The sequence below is a fragment of the Hymenobacter amundsenii genome, assembly GCF_002204745.1.
Classification (GTDB): Bacteria; Bacteroidota; Bacteroidia; order Cytophagales; family Hymenobacteraceae; genus Hymenobacter; species Hymenobacter amundsenii.
In genome coordinates this window covers 196,723-217,557 of record NZ_NIRR01000002.1, presented here as the reverse complement: position 1 = coordinate 217,557, position 20,835 = coordinate 196,723, and the positions used below count along the sequence as shown (strand labels likewise).

The 20,835-nt window shown below is 61.3% G+C and carries 18 protein-coding genes; 10 read left to right on the top strand and 8 right to left on the bottom strand.

From position 1 onward, the window contains the following. The first annotated feature begins 188 nt into the window (after positions 1-188). A complete protein-coding gene (gene mgtE, locus CDA63_RS03035; protein ID WP_088462970.1) occupies positions 189-1,574 on the top strand; it encodes a magnesium transporter in 1,386 nt (461 codons plus the stop codon). A gap of 172 nt (positions 1,575-1,746) precedes the next feature. Then, positions 1,747-2,109: a hypothetical protein gene (locus tag CDA63_RS03030; RefSeq protein ID WP_088462969.1), complete on the top strand. Its 363-nt coding sequence runs from the start codon at positions 1,747-1,749 to the stop codon at positions 2,107-2,109. A 186-nt stretch (positions 2,110-2,295) separates the two neighbouring features. Here the strand turns inward: CDA63_RS03030 and arfB are convergent, their stop codons facing one another. Both arfB and CDA63_RS03020 read right to left on the bottom strand, forming a co-directional pair. Then, a complete protein-coding gene (gene arfB / locus CDA63_RS03025; protein WP_317044030.1) occupies positions 2,296-2,694 on the bottom strand; it encodes an alternative ribosome rescue aminoacyl-tRNA hydrolase ArfB in 399 nt (132 codons plus the stop codon). A 79-nt stretch (positions 2,695-2,773) separates the two neighbouring features. After that, complete coding sequence (locus CDA63_RS03020; RefSeq protein WP_088462968.1) at positions 2,774-3,199, bottom strand: hypothetical protein; 426 nt, start codon at positions 3,197-3,199, stop codon at positions 2,774-2,776. Between the two features lie 125 nt (positions 3,200-3,324). Between CDA63_RS03020 and CDA63_RS03015 the strand changes: the two genes are divergently transcribed. Both CDA63_RS03015 and CDA63_RS03010 read left to right on the top strand, forming a co-directional pair. Beyond that, positions 3,325-5,376, top strand: a complete 2,052-nt coding sequence (locus CDA63_RS03015) for a M13 family metallopeptidase (protein WP_088462967.1) — start codon at positions 3,325-3,327, stop codon at positions 5,374-5,376. 130 nt (positions 5,377-5,506) lie between these two features. Further along, complete coding sequence (locus CDA63_RS03010; RefSeq protein WP_088462966.1) at positions 5,507-6,214, top strand: head GIN domain-containing protein; 708 nt, start codon at positions 5,507-5,509, stop codon at positions 6,212-6,214. Between the two features lie 187 nt (positions 6,215-6,401). On the opposite strand, the gene CDA63_RS03005 is transcribed toward CDA63_RS03010, so the two are convergent. Continuing rightward, on the bottom strand, positions 6,402-6,977 hold the full coding sequence (locus CDA63_RS03005) for a hypothetical protein (RefSeq protein WP_088462965.1): 576 nt from the start codon (positions 6,975-6,977) through the stop codon (positions 6,402-6,404). A gap of 162 nt (positions 6,978-7,139) precedes the next feature. On the opposite strand from CDA63_RS03005, the gene CDA63_RS03000 reads away from it, so the two are divergent. Continuing rightward, a complete protein-coding gene (locus CDA63_RS03000; RefSeq protein ID WP_088462964.1) occupies positions 7,140-8,087 on the top strand; it encodes a 3-oxoacyl-ACP synthase III family protein in 948 nt (315 codons plus the stop codon). A 152-nt stretch (positions 8,088-8,239) separates the two neighbouring features. Here CDA63_RS03000 and CDA63_RS02995 read toward each other — a convergent pair whose 3' ends face one another. Continuing rightward, a complete protein-coding gene (locus CDA63_RS02995) occupies positions 8,240-10,324 on the bottom strand; it encodes a matrixin family metalloprotease (RefSeq protein ID WP_165768172.1) in 2,085 nt (694 codons plus the stop codon). Positions 10,325-10,493: 169 nt separating this feature from the next. Here CDA63_RS02995 and CDA63_RS02990 point away from each other — a divergent pair, with 169 nt between their 5' ends. Beyond that, a complete protein-coding gene (locus CDA63_RS02990; protein ID WP_088462962.1) occupies positions 10,494-11,204 on the top strand; it encodes a hypothetical protein in 711 nt (236 codons plus the stop codon). Between the two features lie 39 nt (positions 11,205-11,243). Here the strand turns inward: CDA63_RS02990 and CDA63_RS02985 are convergent, their stop codons facing one another. The 3 genes from CDA63_RS02985 to CDA63_RS02975 all read right to left on the bottom strand — a co-directional run bounded on the left by CDA63_RS02985 (position 11,244) and on the right by CDA63_RS02975 (position 14,472). Further along, a complete protein-coding gene (locus tag CDA63_RS02985; RefSeq protein ID WP_088462961.1) occupies positions 11,244-12,275 on the bottom strand; it encodes an LLM class flavin-dependent oxidoreductase in 1,032 nt (343 codons plus the stop codon). Between the two features lie 193 nt (positions 12,276-12,468). Further along, positions 12,469-13,257, bottom strand: coding sequence for a hypothetical protein (locus CDA63_RS02980; protein ID WP_126546706.1), 789 nt, complete (start codon positions 13,255-13,257; stop codon positions 12,469-12,471). Between the two features lie 300 nt (positions 13,258-13,557). After that, positions 13,558-14,472 carry a DUF72 domain-containing protein gene (locus CDA63_RS02975; protein ID WP_088462959.1) on the bottom strand — a complete coding sequence of 305 codons (915 nt, stop codon included), beginning with the start codon at positions 14,470-14,472 and terminating at the stop codon, positions 13,558-13,560. 381 nt (positions 14,473-14,853) lie between these two features. Here CDA63_RS02975 and CDA63_RS02970 point away from each other — a divergent pair, with 381 nt between their 5' ends. The 4 genes from CDA63_RS02970 to CDA63_RS02955 all read left to right on the top strand — a co-directional run bounded on the left by CDA63_RS02970 (position 14,854) and on the right by CDA63_RS02955 (position 19,386). Beyond that, on the top strand, positions 14,854-15,666 hold the full coding sequence (locus tag CDA63_RS02970) for a septal ring lytic transglycosylase RlpA family protein (RefSeq protein WP_088462958.1): 813 nt from the start codon (positions 14,854-14,856) through the stop codon (positions 15,664-15,666). Between the two features lie 149 nt (positions 15,667-15,815). Beyond that, positions 15,816-16,400 carry a hypothetical protein gene (locus CDA63_RS02965; RefSeq protein WP_088462957.1) on the top strand — a complete coding sequence of 195 codons (585 nt, stop codon included), beginning with the start codon at positions 15,816-15,818 and terminating at the stop codon, positions 16,398-16,400. A gap of 98 nt (positions 16,401-16,498) precedes the next feature. Further along, the gene (locus tag CDA63_RS02960) at positions 16,499-18,991 is read left to right on the top strand and encodes a penicillin acylase family protein (RefSeq protein WP_088462956.1); all 2,493 of its coding nucleotides are present in this window, start codon (positions 16,499-16,501) and stop codon (positions 18,989-18,991) included. Between the two features lie 41 nt (positions 18,992-19,032). Beyond that, a complete protein-coding gene (locus CDA63_RS02955; protein WP_088462955.1) occupies positions 19,033-19,386 on the top strand; it encodes a hypothetical protein in 354 nt (117 codons plus the stop codon). A gap of 172 nt (positions 19,387-19,558) precedes the next feature. Here the strand turns inward: CDA63_RS02955 and CDA63_RS02950 are convergent, their stop codons facing one another. Continuing rightward, the gene (locus CDA63_RS02950) at positions 19,559-20,800 is read right to left on the bottom strand and encodes an alpha/beta hydrolase family protein (protein ID WP_242434523.1); all 1,242 of its coding nucleotides are present in this window, start codon (positions 20,798-20,800) and stop codon (positions 19,559-19,561) included. Positions 20,801-20,835 lie beyond the last annotated feature (35 nt).

Here is a 20,835-nt window from a genome sequence, read left to right as displayed (position 1 = left end):
CCAGCACCGGTTCTATAGCAGCAGCGTCTAGCCGGACGCCGGCGGCGGTTCCGCGACGTAAGTGCGCGCCATAAATTTGTGGGCGGCTCAACCGTTTCGCCTTGGAAAGCCGTACTTTTGCGCGCCGGTTCGGCCCCCGCTCACCAATCCTTCTGCCTAGCGAGAAACTGCTTCTCTTCCCCTAGTTCATGCATCAGCACCCGACCCTCGAACACATTACGTCCCTGATTCAGGAGGGCGAGTTTTTCAAGCTCAAGGAAGCCCTTAAAAACTTCGAGCCCAGCGAGGTAGTAGAGCTGATCGAAGAAGAAGAAGAGCGCGAGCAGCTTATTATTTTCCGGCTCCTGCCGCTGCAGCTGGCCACGGAGGTGTTCGAATACCTCGACCTCGACATTCAGAAGCACTTTCTGGCCAACCTGAGCCAGGATAAGATTTCGGACATCCTCAACGAGATGTCGCCCGACGACCGGACGGCGCTGCTCGAATTTCTGCCCGACGATTTGGTGCGGGAGCTCATCCAGACGCTTTCGGAGCCCGAGCGTAAAGTCACGCTGGAGCTGCTGGGCTACCCCGAGTATTCGGTGGGCCGCCTGATGACGCCCGACTATATTGCCATCCGCGAAACCTGGACCGTGCTGCAGGTGCTGGAGTATATCCGCCGCCACGGCGGGCAGTCGGAAACACTGAACGTGCTCTACGTGACCGACGAGCGGGGCAAGCTCATCGACGACATCCGCATCCGGGAGTTTCTGCTGGCCGGGCCCGAGGTGCAGGTGAGCGAGCTGATGGACCGACGCTTCGTGTCGCTGAGCAGCATGCAGGATCAGGAGGAGGCCATCGACGAGTTCCGGCGCAACGACCGGGTAGCGCTGCCCGTCATCAACGACCAAGGCATCCTGTTCGGCATCGTGACCATCGACGACATTCTCGATATCCGGGAGGAGGAGGACACCGAGGATATCCAGAAGCTGGGCGGCTCCGAAGCCCTCGACGAGCCGTATCTGGCCACCTCCATCTGGAACATGGTGAAGAAGCGGGCCGGCTGGCTCGTGATTCTGCTGCTGGGCGAGATGCTCACGACCTCGGCCATGCACCACTTCGAGGACGATTTGCAGCGGGCTGCCGTGCTGGGTTTGTTCATTCCACTCATCATTTCGGCGGGCGGCAACGCCGGCTCCCAGGCCACCTCACTCATCATCCGGGCCATGAGCCTGGGCGAGTTCACGGTTTCAGACTGGTGGATGATTCTGCGGCGGGAGTTGCTGTCGGGGCTGCTGCTGGGCGTTATCCTGGGCGTGGTGGGCTCATTGCGCATCGTGCTCTGGGCCAACTACGTCGACCCCGGCTACTTCGGCCCCTACTGGTCGCTGATTGCCGTGACGGTGGGCTTCTCGCTGCTGGGCATCGTGCTTTGGGGGGCGCTGGCCGGGGCCATGCTGCCCATGCTACTCAAGCGCCTCGGCCTCGACCCCGCCACCTCCTCAGCCCCCTTCGTAGCCACGCTCGTGGACGTTACCGGCCTGATTATCTACTTTTCGGTGGCTACGGCCGTGCTGCGCGGCACGTTGCTGTAGCACGATGTAGGGGCGGGGCTTGTCCCCGCCCGCCGTTGAATGATACCGTTGAAACGATGCGCATGGCGGGCGGGGGCAAGCCCCGCCCCTACATTATTCTACTATAAAATTTAGCCAACTTTGGTTCGCCTATTTTCGTTAGCAACGCAGGTATCCACTTAGCATTGCAATCATGAAAATTCCAGTTGAAGAAGGCCAGGAGAAAGGTTTCCTGTCCGACGGCCGCCACACGGTCGAAATCACAAACATCGAAGAGGGCAAGAGCGAAAAACAGGGCATTCCCTATTTCGCCGCCCGCATGGAAAACGAGGAAGGCTTCGTGTCCCAGCGCTTCTACCTCTCCGACGCCGGCCGGCCCGTTATTATGGGCCTCTACGAAATGGTCGGCATCGAGCCCCAGGCTGGTCACGACCTCGACACCAAGCAGCTCATCGGCAAGAAGCTCTCGGTAGAAGTGGGCGACTACACCTACAACGACCCCAACTCGGGCAGCGAGCGGACGCTCCGCCAGGCCTCGCACTTCCAGCGGGTGTAGCAAACTGCTGAATTAACAGCGCCATCATATGATGAAGCCCCAGCCTCTTCCGCCACGGGAGCAGCTGGGGCCTTCATCATATGCTGACTTGCACAAAAGCGGGCTGTCTGGCTGTAGCGCGAAGCTGGAGCTTCGCGCTACAGCCAGACAGCCCGCTTTTGCGTGAATACGCGACAACTCAGAAATCTACCCGGCCGCGGTTGGCTTTTTTATCGCCGTGTTTCTTTTTGGTTTCCAGGCGTTTGCGGACGCACCTTTACCGGGCTTGGTGGGGCGGCGGGTTTTGGGGCGGTGCAGGGTTTTGGTAAGCAGCTGATGAAACTTTAGCAGCGCCGTTTCGCGGTTGCGCAGCTGGCTCCGGTCTTCCTGGGCCGTAATGAGCAGTTCGCCCTCGGTGGTGAGGCGCGAAGCCAGCTTCTGGAGCAGCGTCTGCTTCTGCTCGTCGGTGAGCAGCTGGGAATCGGCCACCCGAAAGCGCAGCTCCACCCGGCTTTCCACCTTGTTCACGTTCTGGCCGCCCGGCCCGCTGCTGCGGCTGGTCTGGAACTGGAGTTCGGGCAGGAAATCGGCGGCGGGGGGAAGCATGGTTTTTACCGTGGGGAGATTTGAGGGGGTGATATAGTGTAAAGATACTGTCATCCGGAGTGAAGCAGTTTTATGCTGATTACCACATCAAATAGCCCAGCAAAGCCATCCGGGCGGTCCAGGCGAGGGTGCGGGGCCAGTTGGTGCGTACAAGGCCGTCGATGGTTACGTAGTTGTAGCCGCCAGCAAGGCGGTTATGGAACGGGACGGTGATAAAGAACGTGCTGGCCCACACCAGCAGCACCAGCGCCAGCTGGCCCCACCGGGCCACCGGGCCCAGGGCTTCGCCCTCCCAGGCCAGCCACCCGGCCGCGCCCAGCTCCAGCAGCATGGGCGCCATCACGACCCAGCTGATGCGGGTGGAATGCTCGCGGTGAAAGTGCACGAACTGGGCCGGCTCGACGCGGGCGAAGCCGGGGTAGTGCACCAGCTGCACCGTCCAGATGAGGCCGGTGAGGTAGGCAGCGAGGCCAAAGTTGAGCAGCAGCAGGTGGGGTAAGGTCATAGGTTATTCGTTTTTTGTTGCTCGGTATTCGCTTCTGCCTCTTTAGAGGCGGTTGCCTAGCCGACAGTTACTCCTATCTTTCCCTGGCAAACGAATACCGGGCAACAAAAAACGAGAAACGAACTATGAAGCATCTTCTGCGTCCCTGGCTGCTGGCAACCCCGCTGCTGAGTCTGACCTTTGTTGCCTGCGGGCCCAACGCTAAAACCGGCGCAGCCAAGCCCGATTTATTGCAGGCCAACCTCGACACCACCGTGCGCCCCGGCGACGACTTCTACAACTACGCCAACGGGGCCTGGTTTAAGCAGCACCCGATTCCAGCCTCGGAAAGCAACTGGGGCATCGGCAAGGAAGTACAGAACGAAATTTGCGGCCGCCTGCGCAAGCTCAACAACGACGCGGCCAAGGCCACCGCTGCCGCCGGCTCGACGGAGCAGAAAATCGGCGACTTCTGGGCCACCGGCATGGATAGCACGGCCATCAATAAGCAGGGCGTAGCCCCACTCCAGAATGAGCTAACGCGTATCCGCAACATCACGACCGTGACGGGCGTGCAGGCGGCTATTGCGCGCCTACAGAAACTAGGTGTGAACGCGCTGCTGGGCCTCAACGTGAGCCAGGACCCCAAAAACAGCGACAAAATCGTGCTCCAGCTTTGGCAATCGGGCCTGGGGCTGCCCAACCGCGACTACTATTTTAATAAGGATGCCCGCACGGCCAACATCCGCCAGGAATACCAGAACCACCTAACCAAAATGTTTGGGTTGCTGGGCCAGGATGCGGCCACGGCGGCCGCCAACACGGCCCGGGTGCTGGCCCTGGAAACCAAGCTGGCCGGGGCCTCGCGCAAGCTCGAAGCCCTGCGCGACCCCTACGCCAACTACAACAAAATGAGTTTGGCCGGCCTCGACCAGCTCACGCCCGACCTCAACTGGAAGCCCTGGCTGGCCGAAATGGGTTTGGCTAAGGCCGATACCGTGATTGTGGGCCAGCCTGAGTTTTATCAGGAAGCCGGCCGCCTGCTGCGCACCGCTTCGCTAGCCGACTGGCAGGCATACCTGCAGTGGCAGCTGGTGCACACGTATGCTTCCACCCTGAGTCAGGATTTCGACCAGGAGAATTTTCGCTTTTACGGTACCGTGCTGCAAGGGGCCAAGGAGCAGCGCCCCCGCTGGAAACGGGTACTCGATGCCGAGGAAAACGCCATGGGTGAGGTGCTGGGCCAGCAATTCGTGAAGGAATACTTCACGCCCCAAACCAAGAAGCGTTACGAGGAGCTCACGGCCAACATCGTGGCCTCGTTCCGGGAGCATATCCAGGCCCTCGACTGGATGGGCGACTCGACCAAGCAGAAGGCGCTGGTAAAGCTGGCCAAAATCACGCGCAAAGTGGGCTACCCCGACAAGTGGAAGGATTACTCGTCGTTGGAAATCAAGCGCGACTCCTACGCGGCCAACATGATGCGGGCCGCCGAGTGGCGCTACCGCTACGAAGCCCGCAAGCTGGGCCAGCCCGTCGACCGCACCGAGTGGGGCATGACGCCCCAGACCTACAATGCCTACTACAACCCCAGCAACAACGAAATCGTGTTGCCGGCCGCTATTTTCGCCGTACCGGGTTTGCTCGATGCCGACGCCGACGACGCCATTATTTACGGCTACGCCGGGGCCAGCACCATCGGCCACGAGCTCACCCACGGCTTCGACGACGAAGGCAGCCAGTTTGATGACAAGGGCAACCTGCGCAGCTGGTGGACCAAGGCCGACCGCCAGGCCTTCGATGAGCGGGTAAAAGGCATCGTGCGCCAGTTCAACGACTACCGCGTGCTCGATTCGCTGCACATCAACGGCAAGGCCACGGCCGGCGAGAACATTGCCGATTTGGGTGGTATCGTTATCGGCCTCGATGCCTACAAGAAGACCGACGAGTACAAGAAGGGCGAGAAAATTGGGGGTCTTACGCCCACCCAGCGCTACTTTTTGGGGTACGCCTTAGGCTGGCAGGTACACCAGCGCGAGGAGCGCCTGGCCCAGGCCCTGCTCACCGACGTGCACTCGCCCGCCCAGTACCGCATCAACGGCCCCTTCGCCGATGTGCCCGCCTTTTACGAGGCCTTTGGGGTCAAACCCGGCGATAAGCTCTACCGCCCCGATTCGGCGCGGGTGAAAATCTGGTAGGAGCCGCTTTGGGCCAGTGCGCAAAACCCATTTTATGTAGCTCGTTTCAGATTCTTTTTCAGCCTAGGCAACGGTAACCGCCTGGGCGGCATCTGCTCTCGCAGACATTCACCCTAAACTTTCTGTGGTTATGAAAATGCTCCGCTTCCTGTTGCCCGGCCTGCTGCTGGCCCTGTTGCTCACCGCTTTCCGACCCGCTGACACCCGCGAAACGCGCACGGTGGGGGCCTTTACTGCCGTCAGCCTGGGCGGTTCTACGCGCGTGGTGTTCCGCCAGGGCAGCCCGCAGAAAGTGGAAGTGGTAGGAGAAACCGAGGACTTGGCGCACCTCGAAACCCTTGTGGAGGGCAACCAGCTCCGCATCGGGACTAAGCGCGACGGTCGGTTTAGCTCCTACAGTTTCCGCAAACCGGTTACCGTGTACGTCACGACGCCCACCGTCACGGGCCTGGCCGTGAGCGGCTCGGGCAGCTTGCGGGCCGCCGAGCCCATCCGGGCCACCAAGCTGAAACTGAGCGTAAGTGGCTCGGGCAATATTGAGCTGGCCAGCGTTGCGGCCGATGTCCTCGATTCGTCGCTGTCGGGCTCGGGCAACATTGAGGTGGCCGGCGGCTCGGCACCCAGCCAGGAAATCAGCGTGAGCGGCTCGGGCGGCGTACGCGCTGAACAATTGGCCAGCAAAACGTGTACCGTCCGGATTGCCGGCTCGGGCAACTGCCGGGTACGCGCCACCGAAACCCTCGACGCCCGCATTGCCGGCTCGGGCGGCGTCTACGTAAGCGGTAACCCCCGCGTGAACAGCTCCACCGCCGGCAGCGGCCGGGTGCATAAGCTGTAGCCCAGAGAAGTGAGAAGTGAGAAGTGAGAAGTGAGAAAAAGAACGTCATTCTGAGCGAAGCCGGAGGCGAAGTCGAAGAATCTCTACTGCAGTGCTAATCCTGTCGGCCGCAGCAAAGTGGTAGAGATTCTTCGACTTCGCCTCCGGCTTCGCTCAAAATGACGTTCTCTCCTCTTCGCTCACCTCCTCAGAGCCCAAACAGCCCGCCGCCCTTGTTCTTGTCCTTCTTTTTATTCTTGGATTTCTTCTTGTCCCTGCCATCGAAAACACCACCCAGGAAGCTGGTTTTTTCCTTAATAATGATATAGCGCACCGAAATGGCGGTGGGGAACCGGGCCCAGTCGGCGCTGTTGATTTCGATGGTGGGTTTGAAATCGGCACTCAGTACCACGGGCAGGAAAGCCACTTTGTACTCGGCCCCGATAATAGCGTCGAAGCCGCCGAAGCCGCCGTCGTCTTTGTGGCTGCCCAGATGAGCGCCGCCCCCTAAGTAATAGTTGAGGCTGGGGCCCAGAATGCCGAAGTGGCGCTCGATCAGGACTGTGCCGCTTAGCTCGCGGGAACTGGCCAGCGCCAAGCCTTCGAGGGTAGTTTTGGGCAGAATTTTCTGCTGGACTGTGAGGCCGTACTGGCCCCCGCCAAGGCGTAGGCCGGCGGCAGTAATGTATTTCTGGGCGTGCGCCTCGGCGGGGGCCAGCGCTAGGCAACCGGCCAACAGGCACGCAGCGAGGCCACCGGCCCGTACTGAATTTAAAAAGGTCATAATGTTGTTAGAAAGCGGCTGAACCTGCGCCAATTGCCCGCGTTGCAAGACGTGGGGGGCTCGCAAAGTACGGCCCGCTGGTACAATAACGGGGCAATCGGCTTAAACCCCGTACCTTTCTGACTTCTTTTTCGCTTCGCCTTCATACTCCTCTTCCCGCCCGTGTACATTCATCAGGTGGCGGCTTATCTGCCCGCCGAAGTTATTGACAACGCCCACTTCACCCGTCTCAACGGGCTTTCGCACGAATGGATAACCGAGCGCACCGGTATTCGGGCCCGCCGGAAGGCCAGCCCTGGCGAAAACACGAATACGATGGCGGTGGAAGCTACCCGCCGGGCTCTAGCTCAAACCGACGCCTTCGCTGCGACCGATGTGGACCTGATTGTGGCCGGCACCTACACGCCTCACGACACCATTTACACCGTGGCCCACGCCGTGCAACGCGAAATAAACGTGTCGGATATTCCGGTCGTGAGTATTTCGTCGGCCTGCTCGTCGCTGCTCAATGCCATGGAAATTGTGGAGGGCTACTTTGCCATGGGCAAGGCCCGCCGGGCGCTGGTTGTCGTGAGTGAGCATAATACGGCCTACAACAACGAGCTCGATACCGTAGCCGGCCACCTCTGGGGCGACGGTGCGGCGGTGCTGCTGGTTACGCAAGACCGCCTCGCCCCCACCGACTTGCAGGTGCGCGACATTCGCACGGGCGGAGCCGGCAACATCGGCAAGGCCGACGAAGCCGTAACCCTCAAGCCGGTCGACAAAGGCATTGTGATGCCCTACGGCAAGGATGTCTTCATCCACGCCTGCACCTACATGACCCGGGTAACGCAGGAGATTCTGGCCCGTAACGAAGTGCCCATCGAGGAACTGACCTATCTCATTCCGCACCAGGCCAACCTGCGCATCACCAAAAACGTGCTTCAGCAACTCGGCCTGCCCGAAGATCGGGCGGTGTCCAACATCGAGGAACTCGGCAACACGGGCTGCGCCGGCGCGGCCATTGCCCTGGCCACCACCTGGCCCAACCTGGAACCCGGCAACCAGGTTGTCGTCACTGTTTTCGGCGGCGGTTACTCCTACGGAGCGATGCTGCTGGAACGGTAGGAGAAGTTGGAAAAGGAACGTCATTTAGAGTGAAGCGAGGAATCTCGCGTGCTAATCGTTGAAGTAATCCTCAACATCAGCACGCGAGATTCTTCGTCTCTGGCTCCATGCGCCACATGCTCTGAATGACGTTCCACCTCTCTGTACTCACCCTACTGCACCAGCAGCGGCACGGTGCCTTTAGGGCCGTTCGAATCGGTCCAGCGGAGCAGGTAGTAGCCGGGCTTGAGGGCGGCGGGTGGTTCGGTGCGCAGCAGGTTCAGGCCGGGGCCGTAGCTGAGGCGGGTGCCGCCCATGTAGCGACCCACTGCATCGTAGTACAACACTTGCAGCGTTCCGCTTGCCGTGCCGGCCCCGTATTGCAGGCCCAGCGGCGAGCCGTCGGCGGGTAGCGGATTGGGGAAGGGCCGCAGGGTGGCCGTAGCGCCCGTTTCATCGGTTACGAGCAAGGGGCGGGCCGCATCACTGGAACCGTCGGGGCGGCGCACCCGCAGGCGGTAGTAGCTCAGGCCGGGCAGCGGCTGCGGGTCGAGGGTGCGGTACCGGTTGCCGCTGCCGCCGGCCGCCACCGTAGCCACTGGCTGCCAGCCGGCCGTGGTATCGAGCGGAGCCCGCTCGACTACGAACCCGCTCAGGTTACATTCGTCGCGGGTCGTCCAGTCGAGCGCAACGCCGCCGCTGCTGGCCGTTGCTTGCTGGACGATGAGGGGCGCGGGCAGCATAGGAGCCGGCCCACAGGGGTCGGGCCGGAAGCTGCGGGTGCGCAGCACGTAGCGCCCCCCGGCCACGTCGCTGGCCGGGTTCAGCGCGCGGCTGCGCTGGCCGCGGGCAATGGCGTAGTGCATAATAGCGGAAGGCAGAATCAGGTGCGAAAGCTGCTGGGCATGGCCCAGCTCGTGCACCGCCACCGTTTCAAAATCGATTTGCGGAAATACCGGCGCGGCCGGCCCGAACTGCCAGTTGGCCGCATCGTCGAACTGCGTGTCCACTTCGTGCACGTAGAAGGCCACCGAGCCATCGGGACGGTAGCAGCCCTGGTAGTAGCTGGTGGTACGGCCCAGAACGCCAGCCGGCAGTTGGGACCCAGTATCGAATCCCACCGAATTTTCGCCGTCGTCGGCCACCCCGGTTTTGGTCCGGGTTGGCCCTAGGGTCCAGTTGATGCCCGTCTGGCAGCGCCACGTATCGAGCGCCCGCTGCCAGGAAGCCGCGGCGGCGGTATTGGCGGCGAAATCGGCCTCGAAGCGGAACGTGAGGCCGCCCTCACCATTTAGGTCGCGGTGGCCAGCTACGGCTCGCTGGTTGGTTTTGGTATCTCGCACATTGGTGGCGGCAAAAACGATGGTTACTATACCTGGGCTCAGGGTGGGTAGCTGGCCGGCCCCGTTCGGCGTGACGCGCACCGGGCCGGTACCGGCGGGGTTGCCAGTGGCACTTAGGGCCGGCACCCGCACCTGAATGCGGGTATCGGTCCAGCTCAGGTAGTCGTCGTCGTTGAGGCGAGTGTAAGTGGCCCCACCGTCGTCGGCGTTGCGGAACTCCACGAGGCCGGTGCCTCGGCTACTGCCGAAACCCGCACCGGTGATGGTGAGCACGGCCCCGGTGCCGGCCGTGAGGCTAAGCGGAGCAAGCCCGGTGATAACGGCTGCCTGAGGCCGGGCGGCAACCGGCTCGGCCAACAATTGCCGGGCTGCGGCCAGCGCCACGTTGGGCTGCACCAGCCGGGGCGCGGCGGCCGCCACTGCCGCGTAAAAGGCGTCGTCCAGCGCCTCGTAATGCCGGAAGGGTTCAGCGGCCGAAAGGTCCGTCAGGTCGTAGCGCACGAAGCCCTGTTCGCTGCCGTACACCTGCCACTCGGCGGTGGCGCCGGGGACGGTGGCGGGTTCCAGGAAGAAGATGCCCTGCTGGCCGGGTTGCAGCTGCAACGTGTTGGTGAGCACCTCGCGGCGCAGACCCACCGTGCCACCCTCAGTCAGTACCATGAGCGTGGCGGCGGCCGGGCCCTTAAACTGCCGGAATACCTGCAGCTGGTGGCGGGTGTAGATGCGGCCATCGGTGGCCCGGAAGCTTTGGCTTTCGGTAACGGCCGCCTCCACGATGCGGCTGGCGCGGGCCACCCGCGCAGCGGGGCTCAGCGGTACGAGCAGGCAGTGGGTGGCAGGTGCCGTTTCGGGCGTTTGAGCGGCCAGCGGCCGAGTAGCCAGCAAGGCTAGCAACAGAAAGAAGGGAAGCTTCATAGAAAATGATGCGCGAGAAAAGGCCACGTAGCCCGACCTCAAATTACTACATTTAGCCGGGGCTTTACTGCAGAGTTCGAGGCTTTTTTCGAAGGCTTTACTACCCCATGCAACCCGCGCCGTCCCCTTTAGCTCTCCCATACAAATCATTTATTTTTCAACTACCCTTATGCGCCTTTCTTATTCATTCCTGGCAGCGGGCCTAGCCGTTGCCGGCCTGCTTGCCGCCGGCCCCGTAGCCCTCGCCCAGGAGGCTCCCGTTCCGACCCCAGCGCCGACGCCCAACGCCACCCCGGCAGCCGCCGAACCACCCCGCGTGCTATTCAAACTGGGCACCGGCGTTGTCAACGGCTCCGGTTACGGGGGCTACGGCGGCCTAACGCTACCGGTTATTCTGGGAGCCGAGTGGCAGTTTGCGCCGGGCTGGTCGGCGGCGGCCAATGGCTCGGTCAGCTGGAACGTCGGGCCGCGCCGGTACTACGGCGGTAGCAGCTCCGACCGTTGGCGCCCGCTGCTGGCCCAGGGCAACCTCGACGCGGCCGTCCGCCATTACTACCATCAGGAAAAGCGCCAGCAGAAGGGCCGCCGCACGGGCCCCTACCAGGGCCCCTACGTAGCCCTACAGTTCAACAACTACTTTCAGCCCAACTTCCCCAACGGGTACAACAACTCCCGCCGCCTGGGCTACGACTACAGCAGCCTGAATTTACTCTGGGGAACTCAGCGCCGGGTGGGCGGCCACGGCCTGCTCGACACTTACATCGGGGCCGGAGTATCTAACAACAAAACGTATTATTACGACGGAAACGGAACTTCTGGCCGGCGCCAAGCCAACCTACACTTCGAGTTGGGCCTAAAAATGAGCCTCGTTAACAAATAACACGCCCCCGGACGCGGTGCCGAATATAATGGACAAAAATCAGCGGGCATCCCGCAGCAGCGGGGCCACGCGGGTGCCAAGCAACTCAATGGCGGCCAGCAGTTTTTCGTGGCCCACGGCGGCAATATCCATCTGGAACGTTACCCGCGCAATGCCGCCCAGCGCCTCGCTGTGACGCCGGATTTTGGCCGCTACTTCTTCGGGATTGCCAATCAGTAATGCCCCTAGCGGGCCGAGCTGGGCATCGAACTGGGCCCGCGTAACGGGCGGGCCGCCCCGCTCCCGGGCCCGCTTGCTGAAGGTGTGGGCGTAACCGGGAAACGACTCCTCGACGGCCTGCCGGGTGGTTTCGGCCACGTAGCCCAGCGAATGCAGGCCCACCGGCAGCTGCTCGGGCGCGAAGCCCGCCCGCCGGCCCGCCTCGCGGTACAAATCTACCAGGGGCCGGAACCGGTGGGTGTCGCCCCCGATAATGGCCACCATCAGGGGCAGGCCCAGCGTACCGGCCCGCACAAACGACTCGGGTGTGCCGCCCACACCCAGCCAGATGGGCAACTGCGCCTGCATGGGCCGCGGGTACACGCCCTGCCCGGTAAGCGCGGGCCGGAACTGGCCCTGCCAGCGTACGTTTTCCTGGTCGCGCACTTGCAACAGCAGGCCCAGCTTCTCGGCAAACAGCTCGTCGTAATCATTCAGATCGAAGCCGAACAGCGGAAAGGCTTCAATCGAGGAACCCCGGCCCACTACCATTTCAGCCCGCCCCCGCGAAATCAGGTCAAGAGTCGCGAATTGCTGAAACACCCGCACCGGATCGGCGGCCGACAGCACCGTGACGGCGCTAGTGAGGCGGATACGCTTGGTGCGGGCGGCGGCGGCGGCCAGAATCACGGCCGGGGCCGAGTCGAGGTATTCGGCGCGGTGGTGCTCGCCCAGCCCGAACACGTCGAGGCCCACCTGGTCGGCCCGCTCGATACGGTCGAGGAGCTGCCCGATGGCTGTCGCGCCGTCGATGGGCGCGTCGGTGCCGTTGTCGAGCAGGTTCATGGCGAAGGAGTCGATGCCGATTTCCATAGGGGTTGCGGGCTAGTTTGGTAGGTGTTGGTAGGTGACTTCGCGAACCGGAGACACCCGATGTAGAGGCGCGTGTTTGCGTCGCGTCGTTGAACGGAATTAGGCCGGCGGCGCGAACGAACAAACGGCGAATACGCGTCTCTATACTAGCCAAGTTGCACCGTTCACGAAACCATTATAGCTAGACAGAATACTACTTGTATTCTTGTGGCTTCAGCATAACATTGTATCCTTTGTCTTTATCTGGATCATAAAAAGACACACCAATATCTTTTAATAGTTTTTTATCCATTTCCTTGAACTTGGACCGCGCCTTATCAAGGTATCCATTTCCAATTAGATATTTAGCAAATTTAACTGCTATCTGTTTAAACTCATTTTCTTTGACACTGCTATCCTCAGGCAGTTTCATTTCTACTTGAATAGCTAAAAGGCCCTTCTCTTTCTCAAAATGGACAATATTTATTCCTCTTACTTTGTAAACAACATCATCTATCGAGATAGTGGACGCACCCTCCAGCTGGGTCTCCTGACCTGCAGTAGTGGAAGCAGTGGAAGCAGTGGAAGAATTTGAATCATGCAGCGGTATATTTTCTACCGATACCAGTCTTTTAGGACTCACTCCTGCCACCAGATTCGCATTCTCAAAAAATAACAAGTCTACATACACATCAGCTCCAGCTTCTTTATTTTTTGATACACCTTTAAAACTATAAAAATTCATTTTTTTATTGCCTGTATTTTTTATTCCGCTCATTGATAGCTCGTACACATTAGCAGTAGATAATATGTTTCTTATTTGCCCGAAGGCCGCATTGAATTGTTCTTCGGAAAGATTGGGAACATTCTTTTTATCGAAAAGCTGCCATGCTTCCTCCTTTTTTCCAGCAGAAACAAGCGTTATGAATTTCTTGCCAATAGCTACCTGCTCATTGTCTGACTGCTGCCCTAGCGCCATATTAAAGGTTAGCAACAAGCTCATAATTAAGATTATTTTGAAATTTCTCATAGGTTCTTCCGGTCAATGTGAAGTTGTGTATTCTACTGCTTGAAGGTATAGCCGTTTCGTGAACGGTGCAATCCGGCTGGTATAGAGGCGCGTCTGCTCATTCGCGCCGCCGGCTTGGTTTCGTTCAACGACGCGGCGCAAATACGCGTCGTTACATCGGGTGTCTCCGGTTCGCGAAACCGCTGTAGGTGTTGATTGTCAGTTGTCGGAGGATAACCGACACGCTGAACATGACGGTTCTTTTGCTTCTTCTGCGCCGACTGCTTAAACCACTCAAAACAGGCTTCCCTGCACTGGTTGCGGGATGATGCGGGGCGGGTGCACGGCCATGCCGGTTAGCTCGTGGAGACGGCGCAGGAAATGCTCGGCCCAGAGGGGCGAGTGCAAAATGTCTTTCTGGTGGATGAAGACGTAGGCCGTGTGCAGGCCCGCTTCGAGCCAGGCGGCAACCCGGGCGGCCCAGTCGTCGGCGCGGCGGAAGTCGGAATCGATTAGGCCGTGGCCGTTGAGGCGCACGAAGGCTACGGGCGTGGTCAGGCGCTGGTGCAGGGCATCGCGGCGGCCGGCCACGTCACTAATCACCAGCGGCTTGCCCAGCGCTTCGAGCATGGCCGTGATGGTAGCCAGCAGGCCGGCGTCGGAAAACCAGCCGGGGTGGCGCAACTCCACGGCCAGCGGCACATAGGCCGGAAAATCGAGCAGGTAGCGTTCCAACCGCCGCAGGTGCTCGGGGCCGAAGGTGGGCGGCAACTGCAAAAAAGCGTGGCCCAGCGTCGGCCCCAGCCCCTCGATGGCCCGGCAGAAGGCCGTGGTCAGGTCGTCGGCGTTGTAGAGGGCCCGGTCGTGGCTGATAACCTGCGGGATTTTGGGGCAGAAACGGAACGCGTCGGGCACGGCCTCGCGCCACTTGCGCACGGTGGGCGCATCGGGAATGCGGTAGTGGGTGGTATTGAGTTCGATACTATTGAACTGCCGGGCGTAGTGGTGCAGGTAGTCGGCATCCTTGATGCCAGCCGGAAAGTAGGAGCCCAACCAAGCTTTATTAGTCCAGATGGGGCAACCCACGTACACGGCCGGCGGGGCGGGCTGTGCGGGCAGTGCCTGGGCCAGCACGGCGGCCGTTTCGGGGTGGTCGGCGGGCAGCCGAAAATCAACGTAGCGTAGGTCGGAAAGGCGGCCAAAATCCATCCCCGAAGATACTCGATTGTTCGTTGCCACTGGTAACAGATTATGGGTAACTCACCACTGGCAACCGGCAACTGTTCTTACCACATTTTCAGGACTTTTGCAACCGGGCTGCGGGCGGAAAAGACTGGCTAGAACCAAATTTTTTCAACCAGCGGATAGTTGTATTTCCATGGATAACTACCAAGCGTCTGAAAAGAGTACAAAAAGTGTATCAACTAAACACAATCAATCATTTGGCTATACACAGACAGATAATTTAAATCCAAGATTTATAGAAATAAGTCAATTCTAACCCTGCCCCCACTAGCTACTTATTTCCGGGCTTGGGCTTGCTTTGGTAGGTGCTTCTAGATTTGTCGCACTCACCAACCGTGCCCCCGGATGAAAGTGCTTCTACGACGGTATGTATCAAGCTTGCTGCTAGTTGGCCTGACGGCCCTGCTGACGGTCGGTTCCGCCACCGCCCGGCCTACCCGGCCCGACGACGACGAAAAAGCTGCTGCCGCCGCTAAAAAGCACACCGTTCTGCGGGGCCGCGCCTCCTGGTACGGCCGTGAATTCCAGGGCCGTCGCACCAGCAACGGCGAACGGTTCGACCGCAACAAATACACCTGCGCCCACAAAACGCTGCCTTTCGGTACCCGCCTGCGGGTATCGAATCCGGCCACGGGTGAGGCTGTAGTGGTACGGGTATCCGACCGGGGGCCCTTCCGCCACCAGCGCATCCTCGATCTGGCCGAAGTAGCGGCCCGGCCGCTGGGCATTATCACGCACGGAGCCGTATCGGTGGTAGCCGAAGTGGTACCCGAAACCACCCCCCTAGGCCCCACCAACGCGCCCAAGGACTTGCAGGAACTGGCCGCCGACCCCATCGATACCGCCGAGTTGCACACCAACATTGCGGCCGGCGCGGTGGAGGCTGCCGACGTGGCCCTGCGGGCCGAGCCCACCGCCACCTACGTGGTGCAGGCCGGTACCTTCGGCGACGTGCGCAACGCCCGCGCCGTACTCGACAAAATCCAGGGCTTGGAGCCCCAGCTACCCGTAACCACCATCAGCGGCACGACCAAAGGCAAGGCCCTTACCCGCGTGGTAGTGGGCCGTTTTGCCACGGCCGCTGAGGCCGATGTGGTGCGGCTACGGCTGGCCCGCTCGGGTGTGGCTGGGTTGGTGCGCCAGGCCGAGAATCTGTAAAACAACTTCCTCTGTGTAGATTGACCAGCGCGCCGCTTCCCGTTCAGGGAGGCGGCGCGTTGCTTATCAAAATTTAGTTTGTGCTATACTTGAGCAGAGCCGAGAGGCGTTAAGCGGGCACTTTGCCTCCTCAACGTTTCTCTTTTATTATGTTCAAGACCTATTTGCTACTCCCGCTGGCTTCCCTGCTGACTGCGGGTACTACACTACAAGCACAGACCACCAAAGGCACCCGCGTGCTGGGGTTGAGCGGCGGCGACTTCACTTTCGAAAGATCCCACCTGGAAAAACGCTTTTCCGGGACGCTGATTCCCTCAGCGGGCGTTTTCGTGGCCGACAATCTGGCCGTGGGCGCATCGGTGCCGTTTGGCTATTCGCGCTTCAAACTAGCATTAGCTGATGGTACAACCAATCGGAATGTGAGCCTGGGGCTGTTGCCCTGGTTGCGCTATTACCTACCCTCAGAAAGCAAACACCGGGTGTTTGGTGAATTGAGCGTGGGCGGCGTCTTCAATAGCGAACGTGTTGAGGGAGGTATTGCGGGGGATGTGTATTCCGATAGTAGTGTGAAATTCCAAGCTAATGTTGGCTTAGGCTATTCTTACTTCATCACCCCAGCCGTGGGCCTGGAGTCCTTACTGGCTTACAGAATCAACGGGGCCACAAGCCGGCAGTTTGGGGGCACCGCGCTCAACCTCAACCTGGGCTTCCGGATATACTTGCCGAAAAGCTAGGTGGTAGTTTGGGCAGCTACCTTGTCGGCGCAGCCCCAGCGGCCTTCACGTAACGCAGCATTTGCTACCTTCCGCCTCCGCGAAAATCAGGATAGCTTATGCTGCGTTATGTGAAGGCCGTACTGGCCCTGCTTACTACGGTGATACTCGCTTGGGTGCTGAACACCAAACAAGGCGACGTGCCGCCAGTGGCCCGGCTGCTGAGCCCCTACCAGGGCTTCTGGCGCAACGGCGAAACGGCCACCGACTTCCCCGCCCAGCAAACCCTGCACCTGCCCGGCCTGCACCAAACCGTGCGGGTGCGCTTCGACGACCGGCGGGTACCCCACGTATTCGCCCTCAACGACCACGACCTGTATTACGCCCAGGGTTACCTCACGGCCCGCGACCGGCTCTGGCAGATGGAGTTTATGACCCGGGTGGCGGCGGGGCGCATTTCGGAAGTCGTGGGGCCGAAAGCGCTGGAGTACGACCGGTTTCAGCGGCGCATGGGACTACCGCTGGGGGCCGCAAACTCGCTGCGCGAAATGCTGAAGAACGACACGACCCGGCTGGTGCTGGAGTCGTACTCGGCGGGCGTGAATGCGTACATCAGCCAGTTGCGCCCCGCCGATTATCCGTTTGAATACAAGCTGCTCGATTACGCGCCCGAGCCGTGGCAGCCGCTCAAGTGCGCGCTGCTCCTTAAGCTGATGGCCTGGGACCTGAGCGGCCGCTCCGACGACTTGCGCCTGAGCAACATTCTGAGCAAGTACGGCTCCGAAGTCACCCGAGACCTGTTCCCCGATTATCCCGTCCGCGAGGACCCGGTAGTGCCGGTGGGCGCCCCGCTTGCTTTTACACCCCTGCCCGTGCCCGCTGCTCCGCCCCTGTTTGGCGCGGCCGTGTCGGGCCTGGTGCCGGAGCGGGAACCGGATGCCGAGCTGGGCTCGAACAACTTTGCCGTGGCGGGCAGCCGCTCGGCTTCGGGCCTGCCACTGCTGGCCAACGACCCGCATCTGCAGCTCAACCTGCCCAGCATCTGGTACCAGATTCAGCTCAGCGCGCCTGGCCAGAACGTGTACGGCGTGACCATTCCGGGCGCCCCGGCCATCATTATCGGCTTCAACGAAAGCGTGGCCTGGGGTGTGACCAACGTGGGCGGCGACGTGCTCGACTGGTACCAACTCAAGTTTCGGGACAGCACCCGCCGCGAGTATTGGCACGATGGCCGCTGGAAACCGGTGCGCCGGGTGGTGGAGCACGTGGCCGTGCGCGGCCGTCCCGACGTGCTCGACACGGTGCTGTATACCCACCACGGCCCGGTGGTGTACGACCACGACGAAAAGCCCTTCAATGCCCAGACGCCCGTACGCCACGCCCTGCGCTGGACGGCCCACGAAGGGGCCAACGAGGTGCTGGCCTTCGTGAAGCTCAACCATGCCCGCAACTACGCCGATTATGATCAGGCCCTGCGCACCTACGCCTCGCCGGCTCAGAACTTCATTTTTGCCAGCAGCCAAAACGACATTGCCATCCGGCCCAACGGCCGCTTCCCGCTCAAGTACCCCGACCAAGGCAAATTTATCCTCGACGGCTCCGATGCCCGCCAGGACTGGCAGGGCTGGATTCCGATGAGCCAGACGCCCCGCGTGAAGAACCCGGAGCGCGGCTTCCTGTCGTCGGCCAACCAGCATTCGGCCGGCCCCGATTACCCGTATTATTTGGGCTGGGACTACGCGCCCTGGGACCGGGCCCACCGCATCAACGAGCAGCTGGCCACCATGCACCACGCCACCGCCGACACGTTGCGGCGGCTTCAGAACGATGATCTGGGCATCAATGCCCAAACGATGCTACCCTGGATGCTGGCTATGGTGCAGGCGGGCGGAACACCGGTCAGCCAGACGGGCGAGCGGGGCGGCTCCTTGCAAACCGCCGTGCTGCAAACCTTGCAGGGTTGGAACTACCACTATACTGCCAAGGCCGTTGCCGCCACCGTTTTTGAGCTTTGGTACCAGGAGTTGGTCAGGCGGCTTTGGGAAGATGATTTCAGCAGGGCCGCTACCGGCCTGGAAATGCGCTACCCCGCCCGCGACCGGACCAACCAACTACTCCTGAACCAATCGGGCAACCCGGCCGCCAGCTTCCAGGGCGCCAGCCCCTGGATTGATGACCGCCGCACACCTGAAAAGGAAAACGTTCACGACCTGCTGACGGCCTCGTTGCAGTTTACCGTCGATTCGCTGACCCGCAAATTCGGGCCCCTAGGCCCCGGCTGGGCCTGGGCCAACCAGAAAAGCACCGACATCAACCACCTAGCCCAGCTACCCGGCTTCGGCCACCAGGATATTGTGTGCCCCGGCAGCCCCGGCACCGTGAATGCCACCGGCGCCCGTAACGGCCCCTCGTGGCGCATGGTGGTGGCGCTGGGCCCGCAGGTGAAGGCCTACGGCATCTTCCCCGGCGGCCAGAGCGGCAACCCGGCCTCGCGCTACTACGACGACATGCTGGAAAGCTGGCGCACCGGCCAGCTCGATGAGCTGGTGTTCCTGCGCGCCGCCGACGAAAACCACCCCCGCCTGCAAGCCGCCTGGCGGCTGGAGCAGTAAGTCCGGCCAACTTTATTTTCCTGCTTACTGATTTCAGCCCGATGAAACCCTTTCTCCTGCTTTTCCTGCTAATTTTTCTGCTTTCCAGCCTGGCCCAGCTCTGGCTGCCGTGGTGGGTTATTATTCCAATTTGCCTGGGGCTGGCGGCGTGGCAGCGGGCCGCGGCCGGATGGGCATTTTGGGCCGGGCTGTTGGGCGTGGCCCTGAGCTGGTGGCTGCCGGCCGCCTGGCTGAACACCCACGGCGCGGAGTTGCTGGCCCACCGGCTAGCCACGCTGCTCCCGCTGGGCGGCAACTCCTGGCTGCTGGTGCTGCTTGGGGGGCTGCTGGCGGGGATGGTAGGCGGGTTGGCCGCCCTGAGCGGCGCGTGGGGTCGGGGCGCGGTGAGTGCGTGAGCCGGATCGGACCATCCATTTTTGAGCGAGACATCTTTTATTCAGCACAAAGCCCCTGACGACCGTACTGGCGTCAGGGGCTTTGTGCTTATTGCGGTGCTGAACTGCACTCAGGATGAGCTGCTTCGTGCTGCTTTCAGTAACCGAACGGTTCACGCATTTCTCATTCCACTTAAAATTGCGAGATGAACGCGTAGGCTGACAGGGTGTAGGGTGCAGCAGACGTGAAGTGCGTGCCACCCTGAATTGGGCGTAGCTCTACGCGCGTAGCCCCACGGGCGCGCATGGCCTGGTAGGCATCCTGGGAGTTGAAGTAGGGCACGTAATCGTCCTGGGTGCCGTGGAACAGGGCTACCGGGGCGCGGGGGAGCCAGTCGTAGATGTCGTTGGCGCGCAGCGAGGCCGTGAGGGGAGCGTCGGAATCGGTGAGGACAGCCTGGCGGAAACCGGGCGCGAACAGCTCGGCGGGCTGCCGGGGCACGGTACCGAACGGATCGGCCTGGAGGCGGGTAGCGTAGGGCTCCTGGTAGTAGTAATTGAATGGGCGGTTGAGTTGGTACACCCGGTCGTAGGTGCGTAGCACCCACACGTAGGTACTCAGGAAATTCAGGGGCTGCGAGGAGTCCATGATGTACTTGGCGAAGGCCGATTTGTGGTAGGCCCCGGCCCCTGGCGCGCTGGCCGTAACGGGCAACTCGGTGGCGTATTTCTCTTCCAGCAGCTTATGCAGGGCCATGGTGGCATAGCCGCCCTCGGAGTAGCCAAGCAGGAAGTTTTTCTGGTTGACGCTCACCTGCTGCTTCGCGCAGAACTCGCGGGCGGCCCGCAGCATATCGGCCGAGGCGGAAGCCAGCGAGGCGGCGTGCTCGTAGGGGTGCGGCAGGCTCTTGGAAGCGCCGTAGCCGATGTAATCGGGGGCCGACACCACGTAGCCCGTGGCCGCCAGCACCGAAACAGCCGACCAGACTTCGCTGCTCGAACTGTAGTACGATGGCGCGCGGGTTTCCTCATCGGGCTGCAACGTGCCGTGCTGGTAGCTGATGACCGGCACCGCTGCCGGGACCACCGGCACCAGCAGGGCCCCGGAGGCCGTTATGACCTGCCCGTCGGTATTGCGGGTAGTGTAGGTGAGGCGGTAAACTTTCACCGAGTACCGGGCCAAAGAACCCACCAGCGGAATATCCGAAACCCGTTCGGCGAGTTGGGCCGGGGTGTACTCGCCGATGAGGCTGCTGCCCACCAGCACAGTAGCGGGCGGGGCTACCGGTGGTGGCAGGGGGGTAGTGGGCGCGGTGGCTATGTTGGGCTCCGGAGAGTTGCTTTTGCAAGAGGGCACCGCGCCCAGCACCAGCATCCACAGGAGTAAACCGGCCCAGCCGGGCACGAAAGAGCGGGAAACAGGAAGTTTCGACACAGAAAGAAGTTAGATGAGAAGCGAGGCCTGCTGTT